This is a genomic window from Ruegeria sp. C12, assembly GCF_056537745.1.
The window spans coordinates 298,342-315,433 of sequence record NZ_JBQFSA010000005.1; the positions used below are offsets into that span (position 1 = coordinate 298,342).

The window sequence follows — 17,092 nt, forward strand, 5'->3', positions numbered from 1 at the left end:
GATCCGCGTTCGGAAACGATTACTGGGCCGATCCGTCGAACTGATATCCGAATCTCCGAATATCTTCCGCGCAGGCTTGGGCAACCGCATCCACTGTTTGCGTCGTATAGTACCGACGGTAATCGCGATCCCGCTTCGACCGGTTCAGATGCGGCAGCTCCACGTCAAACCCGAGATGTTCGATCAGAGGCCACGCGTCCTGTGCGAAATGCTCAAGGCGAATATATGCGTCACATCTTTCGGCCCCGTTGGCCATGGTCACATAGGCGCGCGCGGGGTGGTGCCGAAAGGATCGCAGCGTGGACGGATGCAGGACAAACGACCCGAAATCCAGATCTTTGGCGCGCCCGACATCCGGGTGATCAAAGCTCTGTACCCGCAGCCAATGATAATAGCTCACCATCCGGTCCCACGGATTGCGCACCATCGTAAACACGAACATCGACGTCAAAGCCTTGGCAGACAGAACCCCGTCGATATCGGACAGCGTTGAATGCTTCCACAAGCGCCCGCGCGCGTTCAGGGATTTGGCGCGGCGTCGACGTTTCAGCGCCTTGGGCGTATCCCCCAACAGAATGTCATCCTTCATCGCCCGCTGTTCCAGCGCCAACACCAGCGACGTGCCCCCGGTCTTGGGGATATGCACGAACACATAACGGCGTCCGGTCGAGATGATCACGCCACGCCCTGCTCTGCCGTTGCGCGACTGGCGCGCCATCCCAGCACGGCCCCCGCCGTTGCAATCAGTCCGATGCCAAAGACCTGCATCACGCCGATGGACTGCCCCAACGCCACCCAGGCAAAAAGCGGGCCGAAGATCATCACCGAATATTCGAACACGGCAACAAAGGACGGCTCGCCCACTTGATACGCCTTGATCAGCATGAAGACCGCGATGGTCGACCCCACGGCTTGCACGACGATCCACGGGATGGCCGGTTGGAAGTCCCAGACCAGCCCTCGGGTCACAAACCCATCCGGCCCCTCGGGCGTATCCACCGGAAAGGCGGTGAAAAAGGCCAACCCGATTGCGCCTGCCAGTCCCAGGGTCATCACCATATTCGCCAGCAGAGCCACCGTGCTTTCGTCCGAGCAATGACTGCGGGTGACAATGGCGCTGAGCGCATAGAAAAACCCGCCCGCCACCGGCAACAGGGTTCGGGCGTCGAAATCGGTTGGGTTGGGTTGCAAAACGCACAGGATGCCGATGAACCCGATCATCACTGCCCCGATACGCCACGGACCGATAGGTTGTTTCAGCCCCAGTGCCGAGATCAGAAGCACAAAGATCGGTGAGGTAAACAGCCCGGCCAGCGCCTGCGCAATCGGCATCAAAGCCAGCGAGGCGAAATAGAACAGCATGGCCGTGGTGATCAGCAGGCTGCGCACCACGACAGGCCTTAACCGTTTGGGGCGCAGCGTGCCAAAGCCCAGCAGCGACAGCCCTGCGATCAAGGGCAACATCAAAGCGGCCCGACTCAGGTGGAATTGCCACAGCCCTATTGTCTCGGCCAGCAGAATCACGACATTGTCCACAACCCCGATGATGGCCATGGAACTGACCATCAGGGCCGCGGCCAAAATCGGTGAGGTCGGTTTAGCTGCCTGCATCTGCCACATGTTCCTGTTCTGCGTCCCGCCATCCAGCACAATTGCCAATCCCGACGCAACAAGTTTGCGCCACGCGATTTGGGCGTGCTAAGCTGCGGCAAAAGAAATACGAGCAGAACCCATCCAGATGACCGCCCTGAAACAGTACCAGCGGATCGAAGCCACCGGTCTGTGGCGCCCCTCGCCCGATGAACAACGGCGCGAGGTTGTCGTCTCGATTGGTGAGGCCACGCTCACCATCTCGGATTTCAATGACCGGGCGTTGACGCATTGGTCACTGGCGGCGCTGGAACGGCAAAATCCGGGCGTCTTCCCGGCGATCTTCAACCCCGATGGCGACCCGGATGAGACGCTGGAGCTGGCCGAAAGCGAAAAGACCATGCTAGAAGCCATCGACCGGCTGCAACGCGCCATCGACAAGGCACGTCCGCATCCCGGGCGTCTGCGGTGGCTCAGCGTTGGGGGCGTTGTTGCCGCTGTTCTGGCGGTCATGCTGTTGTGGCTGCCCGGAGCGCTGCAAAGCCACGTGGTGTCCGTCGTGCCCGAGGTGAAGCGGCAGGAAATCGGCGGCGCGATTCTGAAACGGATCGAGCGTGTGTCGGGGCGTGCCTGTACCTCACGCGATGCGCAGGCGTCATTGGATCGGTTGGCGAAACGGACCGGCGTGCGGCAGATCATCATCCTGCCTGCAGGGGTGCAGGACAGCCTCAGCCTGCCGGGCGGTACCGTGCTACTCAGCCGGTCATTGGTCGAGGATCATGAGGATCCAGCCGTCGCCGCCGGATATGTTATTGCAGAACGGGCGCGGTCCGAACAGCAGGACCCGCTGGATGATTTGCTGGACCGGACGGGCGCGTCCTCGGCGTTTCGATTGCTGACAACCGGAGGGCTGACGCCTCAGATCGTCGACAGCTATACCGAACAGGTCTTGTCCGAACCCCGCCCCTCGGTCACGGATGAGGCGTTGCTGGCGATGTTCGCGCAGGCCGCCCTGCCCTCGACCCCTTATGCCTATGCACGTGACATCACCGGGGAAACCGTGCTGGGCCTGATCGAGGCCGACCCGATGGCCGGGCGCACGTTGGAACAGGTGTTGCCGGACCGCGATTGGGTCCGGCTACAGAATATCTGCGGCGAGTGATCCGCCTTACTTGGTGCCGAACATCCGGTCCCCGGCATCACCGAGACCGGGCATGATATAGCCTTTCGAGTTCAACTCGCGATCCAGCGCGGCGGTGACGATATGCACATCTGGGTGCGCCTCTTTCATGCGTTCGACACCTTCGGGTGCGGCCAGCAGGCAGAGAAAGCGAATATCGGTCGCGCCCTGCTCTTTCAGCAGATCAATCGCGGCGGCAGAGCTGTTGCCGGTGGCCAGCATCGGGTCCACGGCGATGACCAGACGGTCTTTCAGCCCCTCAGGGGCCTTGAAGTAGTACTGAACGGGTTTCAGCGTTTCTTCATCGCGATAGAGGCCGACAAATCCCACCCGTGCCGAGGGGATCAGTTCCAGCACCCCATCCAGCATCCCGTTGCCCGCCCGCAGGATCGAGACCAGCGCCAGCTTCTTGCCGGCCAGAATGGGGGCGTCCATCTCCTCCATCGGGGTTTCGATATGCCGCGTCGTCAGCGGCATTTCCCGCGTGATCTCATAAGCCAACAGCAGCGTGATTTCGCGCAGCAACTGCCGGAACACGGCGGTCGAGGTACCCTTGTCCCGCATGAGCGTCAGCTTGTGTTGCACCAGCGGGTGGTCGACGACGGTCAGGTGATCGCTCATGAGTTCTCCAGTCTTTTCTTGACCCGCGCGCGGGTGTCTTCGTCACAAAAAGCCGCGTTCAGGGCTGTTTCATTCAGTGCGGCAAAGTCCTCGGCGTCCCAGCCGAAGGCTGCGTGCAGCATCTCATATTCGCGCCGCATGGTGGTATGAAAAAAGGGCGGATCGTCGGTGGAAACGGTGACCTTGACGCCTGCATCGCGCAACCGCGCAATCGGGTGGGCTGCGAAATCAGGAAACAGGCCAAGGACCACGTTTGATCCCGGACAGACCTCTAGCGTGATACCACGGTCGGTAATTTCGTGCACAAGGTCAGGATCTTCAATCGCGCGCACCCCGTGGCCGACGCGTTCCACACCAAGATCGCGGATCGCATCACGGACACTTTCCGGGCCGCCAAACTCGCCCGCATGGGTGGTGAGACGCAAACCCGCCTCGCGGGCGCAGTCGAAGGCCCATTTGAAATCCCCCTGGGTGCCCACGGATTCGTTGCCGCCCATGCCAAACCCGGTGATCCAGTCGCCTGCGGTTTCCGCCGCGCAATGGGCGCTGCGTTTGGCCTGTTCAGGACCAAAATGGCGGACACAGGTGACAACGCCGCGCAGGGTGATGCCAAACTTGCGCTCAGCCTCGTCAGCGGCGTCCTGAATGGCCGTCAGATAGTCGCGCCAGGCATGAAGATCCCCGCCGCCGCAGAAATCGGGGCTGAGAAAGGTTTCCGAATAAACAACACCATTTGCGGCGCTTTCTTCAAGTATCGCCAACGTCAGGCGGCGGAAATCCTCGGGCGTTTTGAGAACCTCACAAGCGGCCTCATACACGCTGAGGAAATGGGCGAAATCGCGGAAGTCATAGCTGCCGTCGGGTTTGAAAATCCCGCTCAGATCAACGCGCTTTTCATGGGCGAGTTGGCGGATAAAGGCGGGCGGGGCCGCGCCTTCATGGTGCAGGTGCAACTCGATCTTGGGCAGGTCTGCGACGGTCATAGAAAGCTTCTCCCCGGCCCTTGCGCCGGTACGTTCAGGTGATGGGCAATGCTGGTGGCGACGTCGGCGAATGCGATTTGCCCGATCTGGCCGCTGCCTTTTCCAGCGACCAGAACAGGCACCTGTTCGCGCGTGTGATCGGTTCCAGTCCAACTGGGATCGTTGCCGTGATCGGCCGTCAGCAGCAGCAGGTCGTCCGGGCGCAGCTTTTGCAGGATCACACCGATTTCCCTGTCGAACCATTCCAGCGCCCGCGCATAGCCGCTGATGTCGCGGCGGTGACCATAGAGGCTGTCGAATTCGACGAAATTGGCGAAGGTCAGGCTGCCCTCTTCGGCGTGGTCCACCAGATCGGACAGGTGCCTCATCAACTCGGCATCCGAACCTTTGCGCAGCGTGTCGATCCCCTGCATCGAAAAGATGTCGCCGATCTTGCCTACGGCATGCACCTTGCGCCCGGCATCCTGCACCCAATTGGTCAGCACCGGCGCAGGCGGCAGGATCGCAAAATCCTTGCGGTTGGTGGTGCGGGTGAATCCGTCCTCAGGCGATCCGACAAAGGGCCGTGCAATCACCCGACCCACTTTCATCTGGTGCAAACGCGGCGCGAGCGTCCGGCACATCTGCAGCAGGTGTTCGAGGCCAAAGCTGTCTTCATGCGCCGCGATCTGGAATACGCTGTCGGCTGATGTGTAGCAGATCGGCCAGCCGGTTCGCATGTGCTCAGCCCCCAGTTCCGCGATGATCGCGGTACCCGAGGCGTGGCAGTCGCCCAAAATGCCATCGGCGCCCGCTGCCTCGGCTGCGGCGCGGCTCAGATCAGCGGGAAAGGCCGGGGTGGTGTCGGGGAAATAGTGCCAATCCCACGGTACGGGCAAACCGGCCAGTTCCCAATGGCCCGAGGGCGTGTCCTTGCCCGGCGAACGTTCGCGCGCGCAGCCCCAGAGGCCCGAAGGATCAGCATCAAGCCCCGGCGTATCCTCCCCCGACGCCAGACGCGCCGCAGCACCAAGGCCCAGCGCGTCCAGATTGGGCAGGTCTAGCGTGCCAGAGCGCCCGTCTTCGGCGCGACCCTCGGCGCAGGCCTGCGCGATATGGGTAACCGTGTTGGCCCCGGTGTCCGGCACGTCGCCGTTGAAATACTGGCCCGCATCCGGCGCGCCGCCGATGCCGACCGAGTCCATGACGACCAGAAAAGCCCGGCTCATGCGGTGATCCTTTCATGAACCAGCGTCGGGGTCATCGGTGCATCATCGCCGATCGAGATGGCTTGCAGGATCGTTTCTGCGGCCTGCCGCGCGGCGTCTTCACGCGCTGCATACACCACGGCCAAGGGCGCGCCTTTGTCGACTTTGTCGCCCAGCCGGACAATGCCGGACATACCGACCGCCGGGTCGATCACGTCACTTTCGACCTGCCGACCACCGCCCAAGGCAACCACGGCAAGGCCCAATGCCTCGCCATTTATCGCATTGATATACCCACCGCGCGGGGCTTGAACCTCAAGGATCACGCTGGCTTCGGGCAGGAAGCGTGACCAGTTTTCGACGAACTGCAGCGGCCCGCCGACAGCGGCCATCATGCGGCCAAACCGCTCGGCTGCGCGCCCGTCGCGGATAACGTCAGTGATTTTGTCGCGCCCCTCATCCGCCGTGGCAACCATGCCCGCATCGGCCAGCAATACGCCGCCCAGCTCGGCCGAAATTTCGGCCAACGGCGCGTAATGCGCATTTGTCAGAACATTCATCACCTCGGCCACTTCCAGCGCATTGCCCAGCGCCGGGGCCAAGGGTTGATGCATATCGGTGATCACGGCCGAGGTCCGACACCCCGCCGCATTCGCGGTCTCGGTCAGGGCCTGTGCCAGCTTGCGCGCCTCGTCCAGCGTTTTCATGAACGCGCCGCTGCCGACCTTGACGTCGAGCACCAATGCCTCGGGGCTAGCCGCCAGTTTCTTGGACAGGATTGACGCGGTGATCAGATCGAGGCTTTCGACCGTCGCCGTGACATCCCGGATCGCATAAAGCCGCTTGTCGGCCGGTGCGATCTGACCGGTTGCGCCAACAATCGCGGCCCCGGTTTCGCTTAGTATCTGGGCCAGACGGTCCTGCCCGATCTGCGTGGTGACGCCGGGAATTGCCTCAAGCTTGTCCAGCGTGCCACCTGTATGACCAAGGCCCCGCCCGGAAATCATCGGAACATAGGCCCCGCATTCCGCCAGCGCCGGGGCCAGTATCAGGCTGACGCAGTCCCCCACGCCACCGGTCGAGTGTTTGTCGATGACCGGCCCATCCAAATCCCAACTCAGGACATCGCCGCTGTCGCGCATGGCTAGGGTCAGGTCGGCACGTCCCTGCGCGCCCAGCCCGCCCATGCAGACTGCCATCGCAAAAGCCCCGGCCTGCGCATCGCTGACCCCGCCATCAGCCAGACCTTGTGCAAACCATGACAGGTCTTCGCTGGTCGGCACCTCATGCCGGCGCAGTTTTGCGATGATCGAGCGGGCATCCATTGGCTCAGGCGTCCTGCATATGGGACGCGTCGAACGCGCCCGGCAGAAGATCACCGATGGTGGTTTCCAGTTCCATCCCCCCGGTCGTCGCCAGCGTGACCTTCACGTTGCGCCCACCGAACTCGGCCAGTTTCTGACGGCACCCCCCGCAGGGCGGTACTGGTTGTGGGCTTTGGGCCACGACGTAGACCTCGGCCAGTTCGGTCTCACCTGCGGCAACCATGGCGGCTATCGCCCCTGCTTCGGCACAGGTGCCTTCGGGATAAGCCACGTTTTCGACGTTGCAGCCAACATACAGAGTGCCGGACCCGGACAGGATCGCCGCGCCCACCTTGAAGTTCGAATAAGGCGCATGGGCGTTTTCGCGAACCTTCAAGGCAGCATCTTTGAGCGACATGGCGATTCCCCAATTTTTGATCAGTTGGTCAGAAAAACGTACCCTAATAGCAAGCGCCGGGGAAGTTGAAGCCCCCAGCATGTGTTTTTCGCCTATTCCAGCATTGTGTTGAAGGTTCCCGGTAATGTCACCTCAAGCAATTCGATATCCTCGGAAGGATCCGCCAGCCGCGTGCGCATTCGTGGCGGAATAACAAAGGCATCCCCCTGTTCCAGCCGGTATGGCTCGCGCCCTTCGCCCTCCAACGTGACCTCTCCGGTCATGACGAAGGTAAAGTGAATGTCGGTATCATGGCTGGCCCAGACCGGATCCCCCTGCCCGCGGCGGACGACCTGTACCCCGGCCACACCCTTGGTGTTTTCGGCAATCGTCGTGTCTCGGCAGATGTATCCCGGCAACCGGAAGGGCATCCACTCGGCATCCTTGGCCTGATTGTAGACAAAGCGTTGGCCCTGCCATTCCCGGTCCGGACGCAAATGAGGCGTCGGCAGTTCCATCTCATGGTCGATCTCGGTGACATGCTCGGCCGGGACGCCAATCTCGATCACCTGCACGTTGTCCGAGGCTTCCAACACACGGTGGCGGATTTCCGGGGGCTGGATAAAGCAATCCCCGGCGGTCAGGCGCATCTTGTCACCCTGATCCTCGTAGACAACATCGACCCAGCCATGGATGCAGAAGATCAGCTGAAAGCCCACCTTGTGGAAATGCACCATATCCGGCACCGGCCCGCCATCGGGGATGCGGATATGGCTGGCGATGATCGAGCCGCCCAGACGATCCGGCACCAGATCGCGGTAATGCATGCCCGCGCGCCCGATGATCCAAGGGGCCTGATCTTTCAGACGACGGACGACAAAGGAATGGACAGTCTCAGGCATGACCAGCGGCGGGTCGCGGTCTTCAATCTCGATTCGGGTTCCGTTTGGCGCGACCAATACCCGTTCGCCGCCTGCAAATGCGTCGGGGTCTTCGGTCAGGATGCGAAGCGTTCCGGCACCTTCAGGCGCATCCTTTTCGATGCGCAGGCGCAACCCATGACCCGAAAACACGGCAGTCCGCGGATCGTCTGCGGGATAGATCATGTCCATCCGCATCCCCAGAACCTTGGTGTAAAACGGGATGTCGTCCCTTAGCTCATTCGTTGGTAAGCGGAACTCGGCTATCGTCTGGTTCGAACGCAAAGGGCGCATCGGGCAGTGTCTCGTGCTGTTGGTGTTTACGCCATCCGATCAGAACCGAAGCGAAAATGCCAATCGAAAACAATAGCTCGAGCGTTTCTTCTACAACAAAGAGACGCATCAGTGTCAGTTGGGAAAAGTCCGTATATTTGGGCCGTGCGACCTGATCCACGACTTGCGCCACGACGACAGCCAACACTGCCAAAGCAAAAACGGTAAGGAATGGCGCACGGGCGTTGCGGGCTTTCCAGATCGTTGGGATCCCGTGCCAAACCACTCCGAATAGCAAGACCAGACCCAGAACCACCCGAACCCAAGTGGGATCGAGCATGTTGTCAATCGCGTTGAAAACAGCCGCAAGCGAGCTGTCTGTGGCGAAGATCTCGGTGTCGATCTCTCGCTCTGCCAGAAGGAAACAGCCCAGCGAAATATACACTCGCGGCAACCCCTTCAAAGTTACCAACGCCGCCACAGCCGCGCCGAACAGCATCACAGCCGATGCAATCTCGACAATACCGCCTTCATTAACATGCGTGATCGCCCAGGTTGGCCACAGTATCCCAACCACGCAAAACAGCAGCGTCGCCAACATGACACAATGGGTCACCGCAACGCCGGTTGCGGGTGCAAATCGAACGGGCAGAGTCAAACGCTCTGCTTTGGTTTCAGTGCTGAAAGTCATGCCTATCTTGGTTCTGCTGGTTCGGCAGTTTGAGTGAGTGGATTTGGCCGAATGTAAATATTTTACAACGGAAATCAACCAAGCCGGGATTAAGAGACATCAAGCTGTGATAGGTGACGCAACGTAGCCAAGCCGCAAAAACTGGGTTACCACACGGTTAGATACCAGAAGGGAGCCGTATCGCTGATGTCTGACTCACGCAGCCAAAGACAAGCCGCGCTTGACTATCACGCCCATCCAAAACCCGGAAAGCTTGAGATCAAGGCCACAAAGCCAATGGCCAATGGTCGCGATCTGGCCCGCGCCTATTCGCCCGGCGTGGCCGAGGCGAGCCTTGAGATCAAGGCCGATGCGTCGAACGCGGAGCTTTATACCTCGCGCGGGAATCTGGTGGCTGTGGTGTCGAACGGAACGGCTGTTCTGGGGTTGGGCAATATCGGCGCGCTGGCCTCGAAGCCGGTGATGGAGGGCAAGGCGGTCCTGTTCAAGAAATTCGCCGGAATCGACTGTTTCGACATCGAAGTCGATCAGCCCGACCCGGAAAAGCTGGCCGATATCGTCTGCGCGCTTGAACCCACGTTCGGCGCAATCAATCTGGAAGACATCAAGGCCCCGGATTGCTTTGTCGTCGAAAAGCTGTGCCGCGAGCGCATGAACATCCCCGTCTTTCACGACGACCAGCATGGCACGGCCATTGTGGTCGGAGCAGCCGCCAAAAACGCGCTGCACGTCGCCGGCAAGTCCTTCGAGGACATCAAGATCGTCTCGACCGGCGGTGGCGCGGCGGGCATCGCGTGTCTGAGCATGTTGGTCAAGCTTGGCGTGAAGCGCGAAAACATCTGGCTGTGCGACATTCACGGGCTGGTCTATGAGGGCCGCGAAGAGGATATGAACCCGCACAAGGATCAGTTCGCGCAGAAATCCGACCTGCGCACGCTGGACGACGTGATCGATGGGGCCGATCTGTTTCTGGGTCTCAGCGGCCCGAACGTTCTGAAGCCCGAAATGGTCAGCCGAATGGCCGATCAGCCGATCATCTTCGCGTTGGCCAACCCGACCCCGGAAATTCTGCCCCAAGCCGCGCGCGAGGTCGCGCCGGATGCGATCATCGCCACAGGGCGCAGCGATTTTCCCAATCAGGTGAACAACGTCCTGTGCTTTCCGTTCATCTTCCGCGGCGCGCTGGACGTTGGCGCGACCGAGATCAATGACGAGATGCAAATCGCCTGCGTCGATGGTATCGCCGAAATGGCCCGCGCCACCACCAGCGCCGAGGCTGCCGCTGCTTATAAGGGCGAGCAGCTGAATTTCGGCCCGGACTATCTGATCCCCAAACCCTTTGATCCGCGTCTGGTGGGCGTTGTGTCCTCGGCTGTGGCGCGCGCAGCGATGGACAGCGGCGTTGCCAAACGTCCGATCAAGGATCTGGATGCCTACAGGGAAAAGCTGAACCAGACCGTCTTCAAATCCGCCCTGCTGATGCGGCCTGTGTTCGAAGCCGCCGCTGCAGCCTCGCGCCGGATCGTGTTTGCCGAAGGCGAGGATGAACGGGTCCTGCGTGCCGCGCAGGCCGTTCTGGAAGAAACCACCGAAACACCGATCCTGATCGGACGGCCCGAGGTGATCGATGCCCGCTGCGACCGGCTGGGCCTGACCATCCGCCCCGGCAAGGACTGTCAGATCGTGAACCCGGAGAACGACCCGCGCTATTACGACTATTGGAGCTCGTACCACAAGATCATGCAACGCCGGGGCGTGACGCCGGATCTGGCCAAGGCCATCATGCGCACCAATACAACCGCCATTGGGGCGATCATGGTGCACCGGGGGGAAGCGGACAGCATGATCTGCGGCACGTTCGGCGAATATCGCTGGCACCTGAACTATGTCGAGCAGGTGCTGAACAAGGGCGACCTGCGTCCGCATGGCGCGCTGTCGCTGATGATTCTGGAAGACGGCCCCCTGTTCATTGCCGACACCCATGTCCGGCAATTGCCAACGCCCGAGGAACTGGCCGAATCCACCATAGGCGCGGCCCGCCATGTGCGGCGTTTCGGGCTGGAGCCCAAAATCGCCTTCTGTTCGCAATCTCAGTTCGGCAATCAGGCCGAAGGCTCGGGCAAACGCCTGCGTGCTGCCATCGAAATACTCGATCAGCGACCAAGAGATTTCATCTACGAAGGCGAGATGAACCTTGATGCCGCGCTGGACCCGGAGCTCAGGGCCCGGATCTTCCCGGCCTCGCGTTTGGAAGGGGCGGCAAATGTGTTGGTCTTTGCCCATGCCGATGCGGCAAGCGGAGTGCGGAACATTCTGAAGATGAAAGCCGACGGGATCGAGGTTGGTCCGATTCTGATGGGTATGGGAAACAAAGCCCATATCGTGACACCGTCGATCACAGCGCGCGGGTTGCTGAACATGGCGGCCATCGCCGGCACCCCAGTCGCACATTACGGCTGATGCGATGCGCGATTATGAAGCCGAACGCCTGCTTTGGCGTTCGGCGAGTCGTCGCCTTTGCACAGAAAAGTTAACAAATTTGCAATTTCCGCAAGGTTATTCAACTAAGCCCAAAAAACCAAACGGGTTTGCAATAATTTGCAGATCATTCCGAACCGAACTGCAAAGATTTTGCGATAAACTGACGCGGCGCCACAAGCGCCGCTTGTTTGATACGCGGCGGATACCTAACAACGTGCTCAGTGCTTTGGGAGGAAGACAAAATGGCATATCAGGACGTTTACGATAGCTGGAAAAACGACCCCGAGGCGTTCTGGATGGACGCTGCAAAAGGGATCGATTGGGACAAACCTCCGAGCAAAGCGCTGTTTGACGATAACGCCCCGCTTTATGAATGGTTCAGTGACGCGCAGGTCAATACCTGCTGGAACGCCGTCGACCGCCACGTCGAAAACGGGCGCGGCGAGCAGACCGCCATTATCTATGACAGCCCGATCACCCATACCAAGCGCGAGATCTCATATGTCGAGCTGCGCAACCGCGTCGCCACCCTGGCCGGGGCGTTGCGGGCCAAGGGCATCGAAAAGGGCGACCGGGTCATCATCTATATGCCGATGATCCCCGAAGCGCTTGAGGCGATGCTGGCCTGCGCCCGACTGGGTGCCGTGCATTCGGTGGTGTTCGGCGGTTTTGCCAGCAACGAACTGGCCGTCCGCATCGATGACGCACAGCCCAAGGCGATCATCGCCGCCTCATGCGGGATGGAGCCGGGCCGCGTGGTGCACTACAAACCCCTGCTGGACGGCGCCATCGACATGGCAAAGCACAAGCCCGAGTTCTGCGTGATTTTCCAGCGTGAACAAGAGGTTGCGCAACTGATTGAAGGACGCGACTTCAATTGGCACGGCTTCCAATACGGCGTTGAACCGGCGGAATGCGTGCCGGTTGCAGGCAATGATCCGGCCTATATCCTCTATACCTCGGGTACCACGGGTGCGCCGAAAGGGGTTGTGCGACCAACCGCCGGGCATCTGGTTGCGCTGAACTGGTCGATGAAGAACATCTACAATGTCGATCCGGGCGATGTGTTCTGGGCGGCCTCGGATGTGGGCTGGGTCGTGGGGCATTCCTACATCTGCTATGCCCCGCTGATCCACGGCAACACCACCATCGTGTTCGAAGGCAAACCTGTCGGCACCCCCGACGCGGGCACCTTCTGGCGGGTGATCTCGGAACACAATGTCCGTAGCTTTTTCACCGCCCCCACCGCCATCCGCGCCGTCAAGCGCGAGGACCCCAAAGGCGAGATGCTGGCCAAATATGACCTGTCCGGCTTGCGCGCGCTGTATCTGGCGGGCGAACGCGCTGACCCCGATACGATCATCTGGGCCCAGGACGCGCTGAAGGTTCCGGTGATCGACCACTGGTGGCAGACCGAAACCGGATGGACCATTGCTGGCAACCCATTGGGGATCGAGGAATTGCCGACCAAACTTGGCTCGCCCGCCAAACCGATGCCCGGCTATGATGTGCAAATCCTGGACGAGGGCGGCCACCCGATGAAACCGGGTGAGTTGGGCGCGATTGCCGTGAAACTCCCCCTCCCCCCCGGCACGTTGCCAACGCTGTGGAATGCCGAGGACCGTTTCCGGAAATCCTATCTGGAACACTTCCCCGGATACTACGAAACCGGCGACGCAGGCATGATCGACGAGGATGGATACCTCTATATCATGGCGCGCACCGACGATGTGATCAACGTGGCGGGCCACCGCTTGTCGACCGGCGGGATGGAGGAGGTACTGGCCGCCCATCCCGACGTCGCAGAATGCGCAGTGATTGGCGTCTCGGATCAGCTGAAAGGCCAGATGCCGGTCGGCTTCCTGTGTCTGAACGCGGGTGCCGCACGCGATCATGGCGACGTGGTTCAGGAGGTCGTCAAGATGGTCCGCGACAAGATCGGGCCGGTCGCGGCCTTCAAGCTGGCTGTCGTGGTGGATCGTTTGCCCAAAACCCGCTCGGGCAAGATCCTGCGCGGCACCATGGTGTCGATTGCCGACGGGCAGGACTACAAGATGCCTGCAACCATTGATGATCCGGCCATTCTGGACGAGATCAAAGCGGCCCTGCAAACCATCGGATACGCGCAATAAGTCCGGGGCGGCCTGCACCGCCCCCCTTGCAACCGGATACAGGCCCCCTACTGTCACGATCAGACAGTGAGGGCCCATGACACAAAGCGATATCTGGCGTCTCAGCGCCACCGAGTTGACACAGCTGATCCGCAGCGGCGACTTGAGCGCCGAAACCGCAACACAAGCCGCGATTGATCGGATGCATGCGGTCAATCCCAGCCTCAATGCAGTGGTCGAAGACCTGAGCGATCAGGCGCTTGACCGTGCCCGAGATCTGGATCAGGCGCGTGCAAAGGGCGAAGATCCCGGCCCGTTGTTCGGCGTCCCGGTCACGATCAAAGTGAATGTCGATCAAAAGGGCCACGCCACCACAAACGGCGTGGTCGCGTTGAAAGACGTGATCGCGCCGGATGACGCCCCGGTTGTGTCGAACCTGCAAAAGGCCGGGGCCATTGTGATCGGCCGCACGAACACGCCAGAGTTTTCCTTCCGCGCCGATACGGACAACCCGCTATACGGGCGCACCCATAACCCCTGGGGTCAGCATATCTCGCCCGGGGGATCGTCTGGTGGGGCCGGTGCTGCCGTGATGGCGGGTATCGGCGCGCTGGCTCACGGCAATGACATCGGTGGCAGCCTCAGGTTTCCCGCCGCCGCCAATGGCGCGGTTACGGTCAAGCCCGGCCTGGGTCGCGTGCCCGCCTGGAACCCCAGCCAAAAGGCCGAGCGCGGATCGCTGGCCCAATCCATGTCGGTGCAAGGGCTGTTGACCCGGTCCGCTGCGGATCTGCACCTGTCGATGCCCAGCCTGATCGCGCCCGACGCACGGGACCCTTTCCACGTGCCGATGCCTTGGCGCGGGGACGATCTGGAAGGGCCGATCAAAGTTGCCTTTACCAAAAACACCTTTGGCTACGCCCTTCACCCCGAGGTCGAAAAGGCGCAGGACACCGCGCGCGATGCGCTGGCGGATGCCGGGTATCTGGTGGAAGAAATCGATCCGCCCGATGTCTTTGAATGCGGGCGGATCGGCTATCGCTCGTTGATGGGCGAAGTGCTGACGCTGATGAAGTCGGATGTCGAGGCTGCGGGCTCTCAGACCATTCAGGACATCTTCGACGTCTATTTTCAGGAATTCCCGCCTATCGTCGAAACCGAGTTGCTTAGGATGCTGGCCAAACGCAGCCATTATGCGCGCGAATGGTCGCTGTTTCTACAGGATTACCCGCTGGTCCTGTCGCCCTTCCTGCCGCAACCCTTCTTCAAGCCGGACCGCGACACCGAAGGGGCCGAAGGCGTGCATGAGGTTCTGGGCTGCGCCGTTTATTCCTACGCGATGAACTTTCTGGGCCTGCCCGCCGCCTGCGTCCCTGCCCGTCTGGCTCAGTTGCCGAAAGGTCCGCAGCCCATCAATGTCCAGATTGCCGCGCGGCGCTGGCGCGAAGATCTGGCCGTGGACGCTGCCGCCGCCATCGAAGAACGTGTCGGGCAGATGTGTCTGCCACTATGGGACAGGCTTTCAGACGGGTAACCGCCCCAAACAAAATAGACCCCGGGTTATTGGGCCCGGGGTCCAGCTGCTTAAATATGCCCGGATTTCTGATGACGAGCGTAGCACCACCCACCCTCGCCAGCGCGAAATTTACGCAATCATTCGAAAACGCCGTACAGGTGGCCACTCACTCCCACCATAGCGTGATCTCCGAGCACGGTCAGATTAGCCAATCCGTAACGAATGCCGTGTGAACTTCTTCACACAAGAGAAAATAAATCTAAAAAAATCGCAGTTTAGGTGAATTGCTCAGAGATTAAGCGCTCTTCCAGACCATGGCCCGGGTCAAACAGGATGCGATGGGTGATTGCAGGCTCTGACCGAATCTCAACCCAGTCGATATCCGGGAATGAAATGGAATCAGCGTCGGCCATGACGGGGCGTTTGTCTGCGTCCAGAACGTCGAATCGAACCTTGGCAATCTTCGGCAGCAAAGCCCCCCGCCAGCGGCGCGGCCGGAATGCGGCAATTGCGGTCAAGGCAAGGACGTCCGCCCCGATTGGCAGAATCGGACCATGGGCCGAGTAGTTATACGCCGTCGAACCGGCAGGCGTGGACAGAAGCGCACCGTCGCAGACCAGTTCCGCCATCCGCTCGCGCCCATCGACGCTGATTTTCAACCGTGCGGCTTGCGGGCCTGCGCGCAGCAGTGAGACCTCGTTGATCGCCAATGCCTCGTGCAGCTTTCCCGATTGGTCCATGGCCCGCATGGCCAGCGGGTTGATGACCTCTTCCTGCGCATCTGCAAGACGGGCCATCAGGTCCTCTTCATGAAAATTGTTCATCAGGAACCCGATTGTTCCGCGATTCATACCGTATACCGGCGCGTCGAGATGCTGCATGTTCTTCAATGTGCGCAACATGAAACCGTCACCGCCCAGGGCAACCACCACCTCGGCGTCGCGCGGGGCGGCATTGCCATATTGTTCAATCAGGCGATCACGGGCGTCCTGCGCCATCTCGGCCTCACTGGCGAGGAAGGCGATTCTTTTTTTCATTGGGTCTGGTTTCCGGTGCTACACATTTGGTTCCGAAACAAACATACCTTTCCTCAATAGGCCAGACTTGACGCCGCAGCGGGCCAAATCGTCGCTTTATGCCTTTTGCCGATGGTGGGTTTCCGATAGGAAATCCGCAAGTTTTTACCCCAGTCTATGGAGCGCAAATGAACGCCAACCTTCGTGATACGGGCTTTTTCACCCAATCCCTGTCCGACCGCGACCCGGAACTTTTCGGCTCGATCACATCCGAGCTGGGCCGCCAGCGCGACGAGATCGAGTTGATCGCGTCCGAGAATATCGTCTCTGCCGCCGTGATGGAGGCGCAGGGCTCGGTCATGACCAACAAATACGCCGAAGGCTATCCCGGTCGGCGCTACTATGGCGGCTGCCAGTTCGTCGATATCGCCGAGAACCTGGCCATCGACCGCGCCAAGGAACTGTTTGGCTGCGGCTTTGCCAATGTGCAGCCGAACTCTGGCAGCCAGGCCAATCAGGGTGTATTTCAGGCACTGATCCAGCCCGGCGACACCATTCTGGGCATGAGCCTGGACGCAGGCGGCCACCTGACCCATGGCGCACGCCCTAACCAGTCGGGCAAGTGGTTCAACGCGGTGCAATATGGTGTCCGCAAAGAAGACAACATGCTGGACTATGATCAGGTCGAGGCGCTGGCGAAGGAACACCAGCCCAAGCTGATCATCGCCGGTGGCTCGGCCATCCCGCGTCAGATCGACTTTGCCCGCATGCGTCAGATCGCCGACATGGTCGGCGCGTATCTGCACGTGGACATGGCGCATT

Annotated in this window: 15 protein-coding genes; 5 read left to right on the plus strand and 10 right to left on the minus strand. The window is 60.6% G+C overall.

Annotation, left to right across the window (positions count from 1 at the left end):
• Nucleotides 1-19: 19 nt before the first annotated feature.
• Nucleotides 20-679 (minus strand): sulfotransferase family 2 domain-containing protein, encoded by a 660-nt coding sequence (locus ACR0C9_RS12545; RefSeq protein ID WP_480781144.1) that lies wholly within the window; start codon nt 677-679, stop codon nt 20-22.
• On the minus strand, nt 676-1,611 hold the full coding sequence (locus ACR0C9_RS12550; protein WP_480781132.1) for a DMT family transporter: 936 nt from the start codon (nt 1,609-1,611) through the stop codon (nt 676-678). The genes ACR0C9_RS12545 and ACR0C9_RS12550 overlap by 4 nt, the downstream gene beginning before the upstream one ends.
• A gap of 127 nt (nt 1,612-1,738) precedes the next feature.
• On the opposite strand from ACR0C9_RS12550, the gene ACR0C9_RS12555 reads away from it, so the two are divergent.
• Entirely contained in the window at nt 1,739-2,752 is a 1,014-nt protein-coding gene (locus ACR0C9_RS12555) for a hypothetical protein (RefSeq protein WP_170449339.1), read from the plus strand.
• A 6-nt stretch (nt 2,753-2,758) separates the two neighbouring features.
• On the opposite strand, the gene upp is transcribed toward ACR0C9_RS12555, so the two are convergent.
• From upp to ACR0C9_RS12590, 7 genes are all read right to left on the minus strand, one after another.
• The gene (gene upp / locus ACR0C9_RS12560) at nt 2,759-3,391 is read right to left on the minus strand and encodes a uracil phosphoribosyltransferase (RefSeq protein WP_170524854.1); all 633 of its coding nucleotides are present in this window, start codon (nt 3,389-3,391) and stop codon (nt 2,759-2,761) included.
• The gene (locus ACR0C9_RS12565; protein ID WP_480781133.1) at nt 3,388-4,374 is read right to left on the minus strand and encodes an adenosine deaminase; all 987 of its coding nucleotides are present in this window, start codon (nt 4,372-4,374) and stop codon (nt 3,388-3,390) included. The genes upp and ACR0C9_RS12565 overlap by 4 nt, the downstream gene beginning before the upstream one ends.
• On the minus strand, nt 4,371-5,582 hold the full coding sequence (locus ACR0C9_RS12570; RefSeq protein ID WP_480781134.1) for a phosphopentomutase: 1,212 nt from the start codon (nt 5,580-5,582) through the stop codon (nt 4,371-4,373). Before ACR0C9_RS12570 ends, ACR0C9_RS12565 begins: the two co-directional genes overlap by 4 nt.
• Complete coding sequence (locus ACR0C9_RS12575) at nt 5,579-6,886, minus strand: thymidine phosphorylase (protein WP_480781135.1); 1,308 nt, start codon at nt 6,884-6,886, stop codon at nt 5,579-5,581. Before ACR0C9_RS12575 ends, ACR0C9_RS12570 begins: the two co-directional genes overlap by 4 nt.
• 4 nt (nt 6,887-6,890) lie before the next feature.
• On the minus strand, nt 6,891-7,283 hold the full coding sequence (locus tag ACR0C9_RS12580) for a cytidine deaminase (protein ID WP_480781136.1): 393 nt from the start codon (nt 7,281-7,283) through the stop codon (nt 6,891-6,893).
• Between the two features lie 92 nt (nt 7,284-7,375).
• Nucleotides 7,376-8,476, minus strand: coding sequence for a cupin domain-containing protein (locus tag ACR0C9_RS12585; protein WP_480781137.1), 1,101 nt, complete (start codon nt 8,474-8,476; stop codon nt 7,376-7,378).
• A complete protein-coding gene (locus ACR0C9_RS12590; RefSeq protein WP_480781138.1) occupies nt 8,421-9,053 on the minus strand; it encodes a hypothetical protein in 633 nt (210 codons plus the stop codon). Before ACR0C9_RS12590 ends, ACR0C9_RS12585 begins: the two co-directional genes overlap by 56 nt.
• A 279-nt stretch (nt 9,054-9,332) precedes the next feature.
• Here ACR0C9_RS12590 and ACR0C9_RS12595 point away from each other — a divergent pair, with 279 nt between their 5' ends.
• The 3 genes from ACR0C9_RS12595 (at nt 9,333) to ACR0C9_RS12605 (ending at nt 15,272) form a co-directional block, all read left to right on the plus strand.
• Nucleotides 9,333-11,606 (plus strand): NADP-dependent malic enzyme, encoded by a 2,274-nt coding sequence (locus ACR0C9_RS12595; RefSeq protein WP_170449323.1) that lies wholly within the window; start codon nt 9,333-9,335, stop codon nt 11,604-11,606.
• 263 nt (nt 11,607-11,869) lie between these two features.
• Entirely contained in the window at nt 11,870-13,759 is a 1,890-nt protein-coding gene (gene prpE, locus ACR0C9_RS12600; protein ID WP_170449321.1) for a propionate-CoA ligase PrpE, read from the plus strand.
• Between the two features lie 76 nt (nt 13,760-13,835).
• Nucleotides 13,836-15,272 (plus strand): amidase family protein, encoded by a 1,437-nt coding sequence (locus tag ACR0C9_RS12605; RefSeq protein ID WP_480781139.1) that lies wholly within the window; start codon nt 13,836-13,838, stop codon nt 15,270-15,272.
• A 257-nt stretch (nt 15,273-15,529) separates the two neighbouring features.
• On the opposite strand, the gene ACR0C9_RS12610 is transcribed toward ACR0C9_RS12605, so the two are convergent.
• Nucleotides 15,530-16,291 carry an NAD kinase gene (locus ACR0C9_RS12610; RefSeq protein WP_170449318.1) on the minus strand — a complete coding sequence of 254 codons (762 nt, stop codon included), beginning with the start codon at nt 16,289-16,291 and terminating at the stop codon, nt 15,530-15,532.
• A gap of 167 nt (nt 16,292-16,458) precedes the next feature.
• Between ACR0C9_RS12610 and ACR0C9_RS12615 the strand changes: the two genes are divergently transcribed.
• Nucleotides 16,459-17,092 (plus strand): PLP-dependent aminotransferase family protein (locus ACR0C9_RS12615; RefSeq protein ID WP_480781140.1); only part of this gene is annotated, 634 nt, incomplete at its 3' end.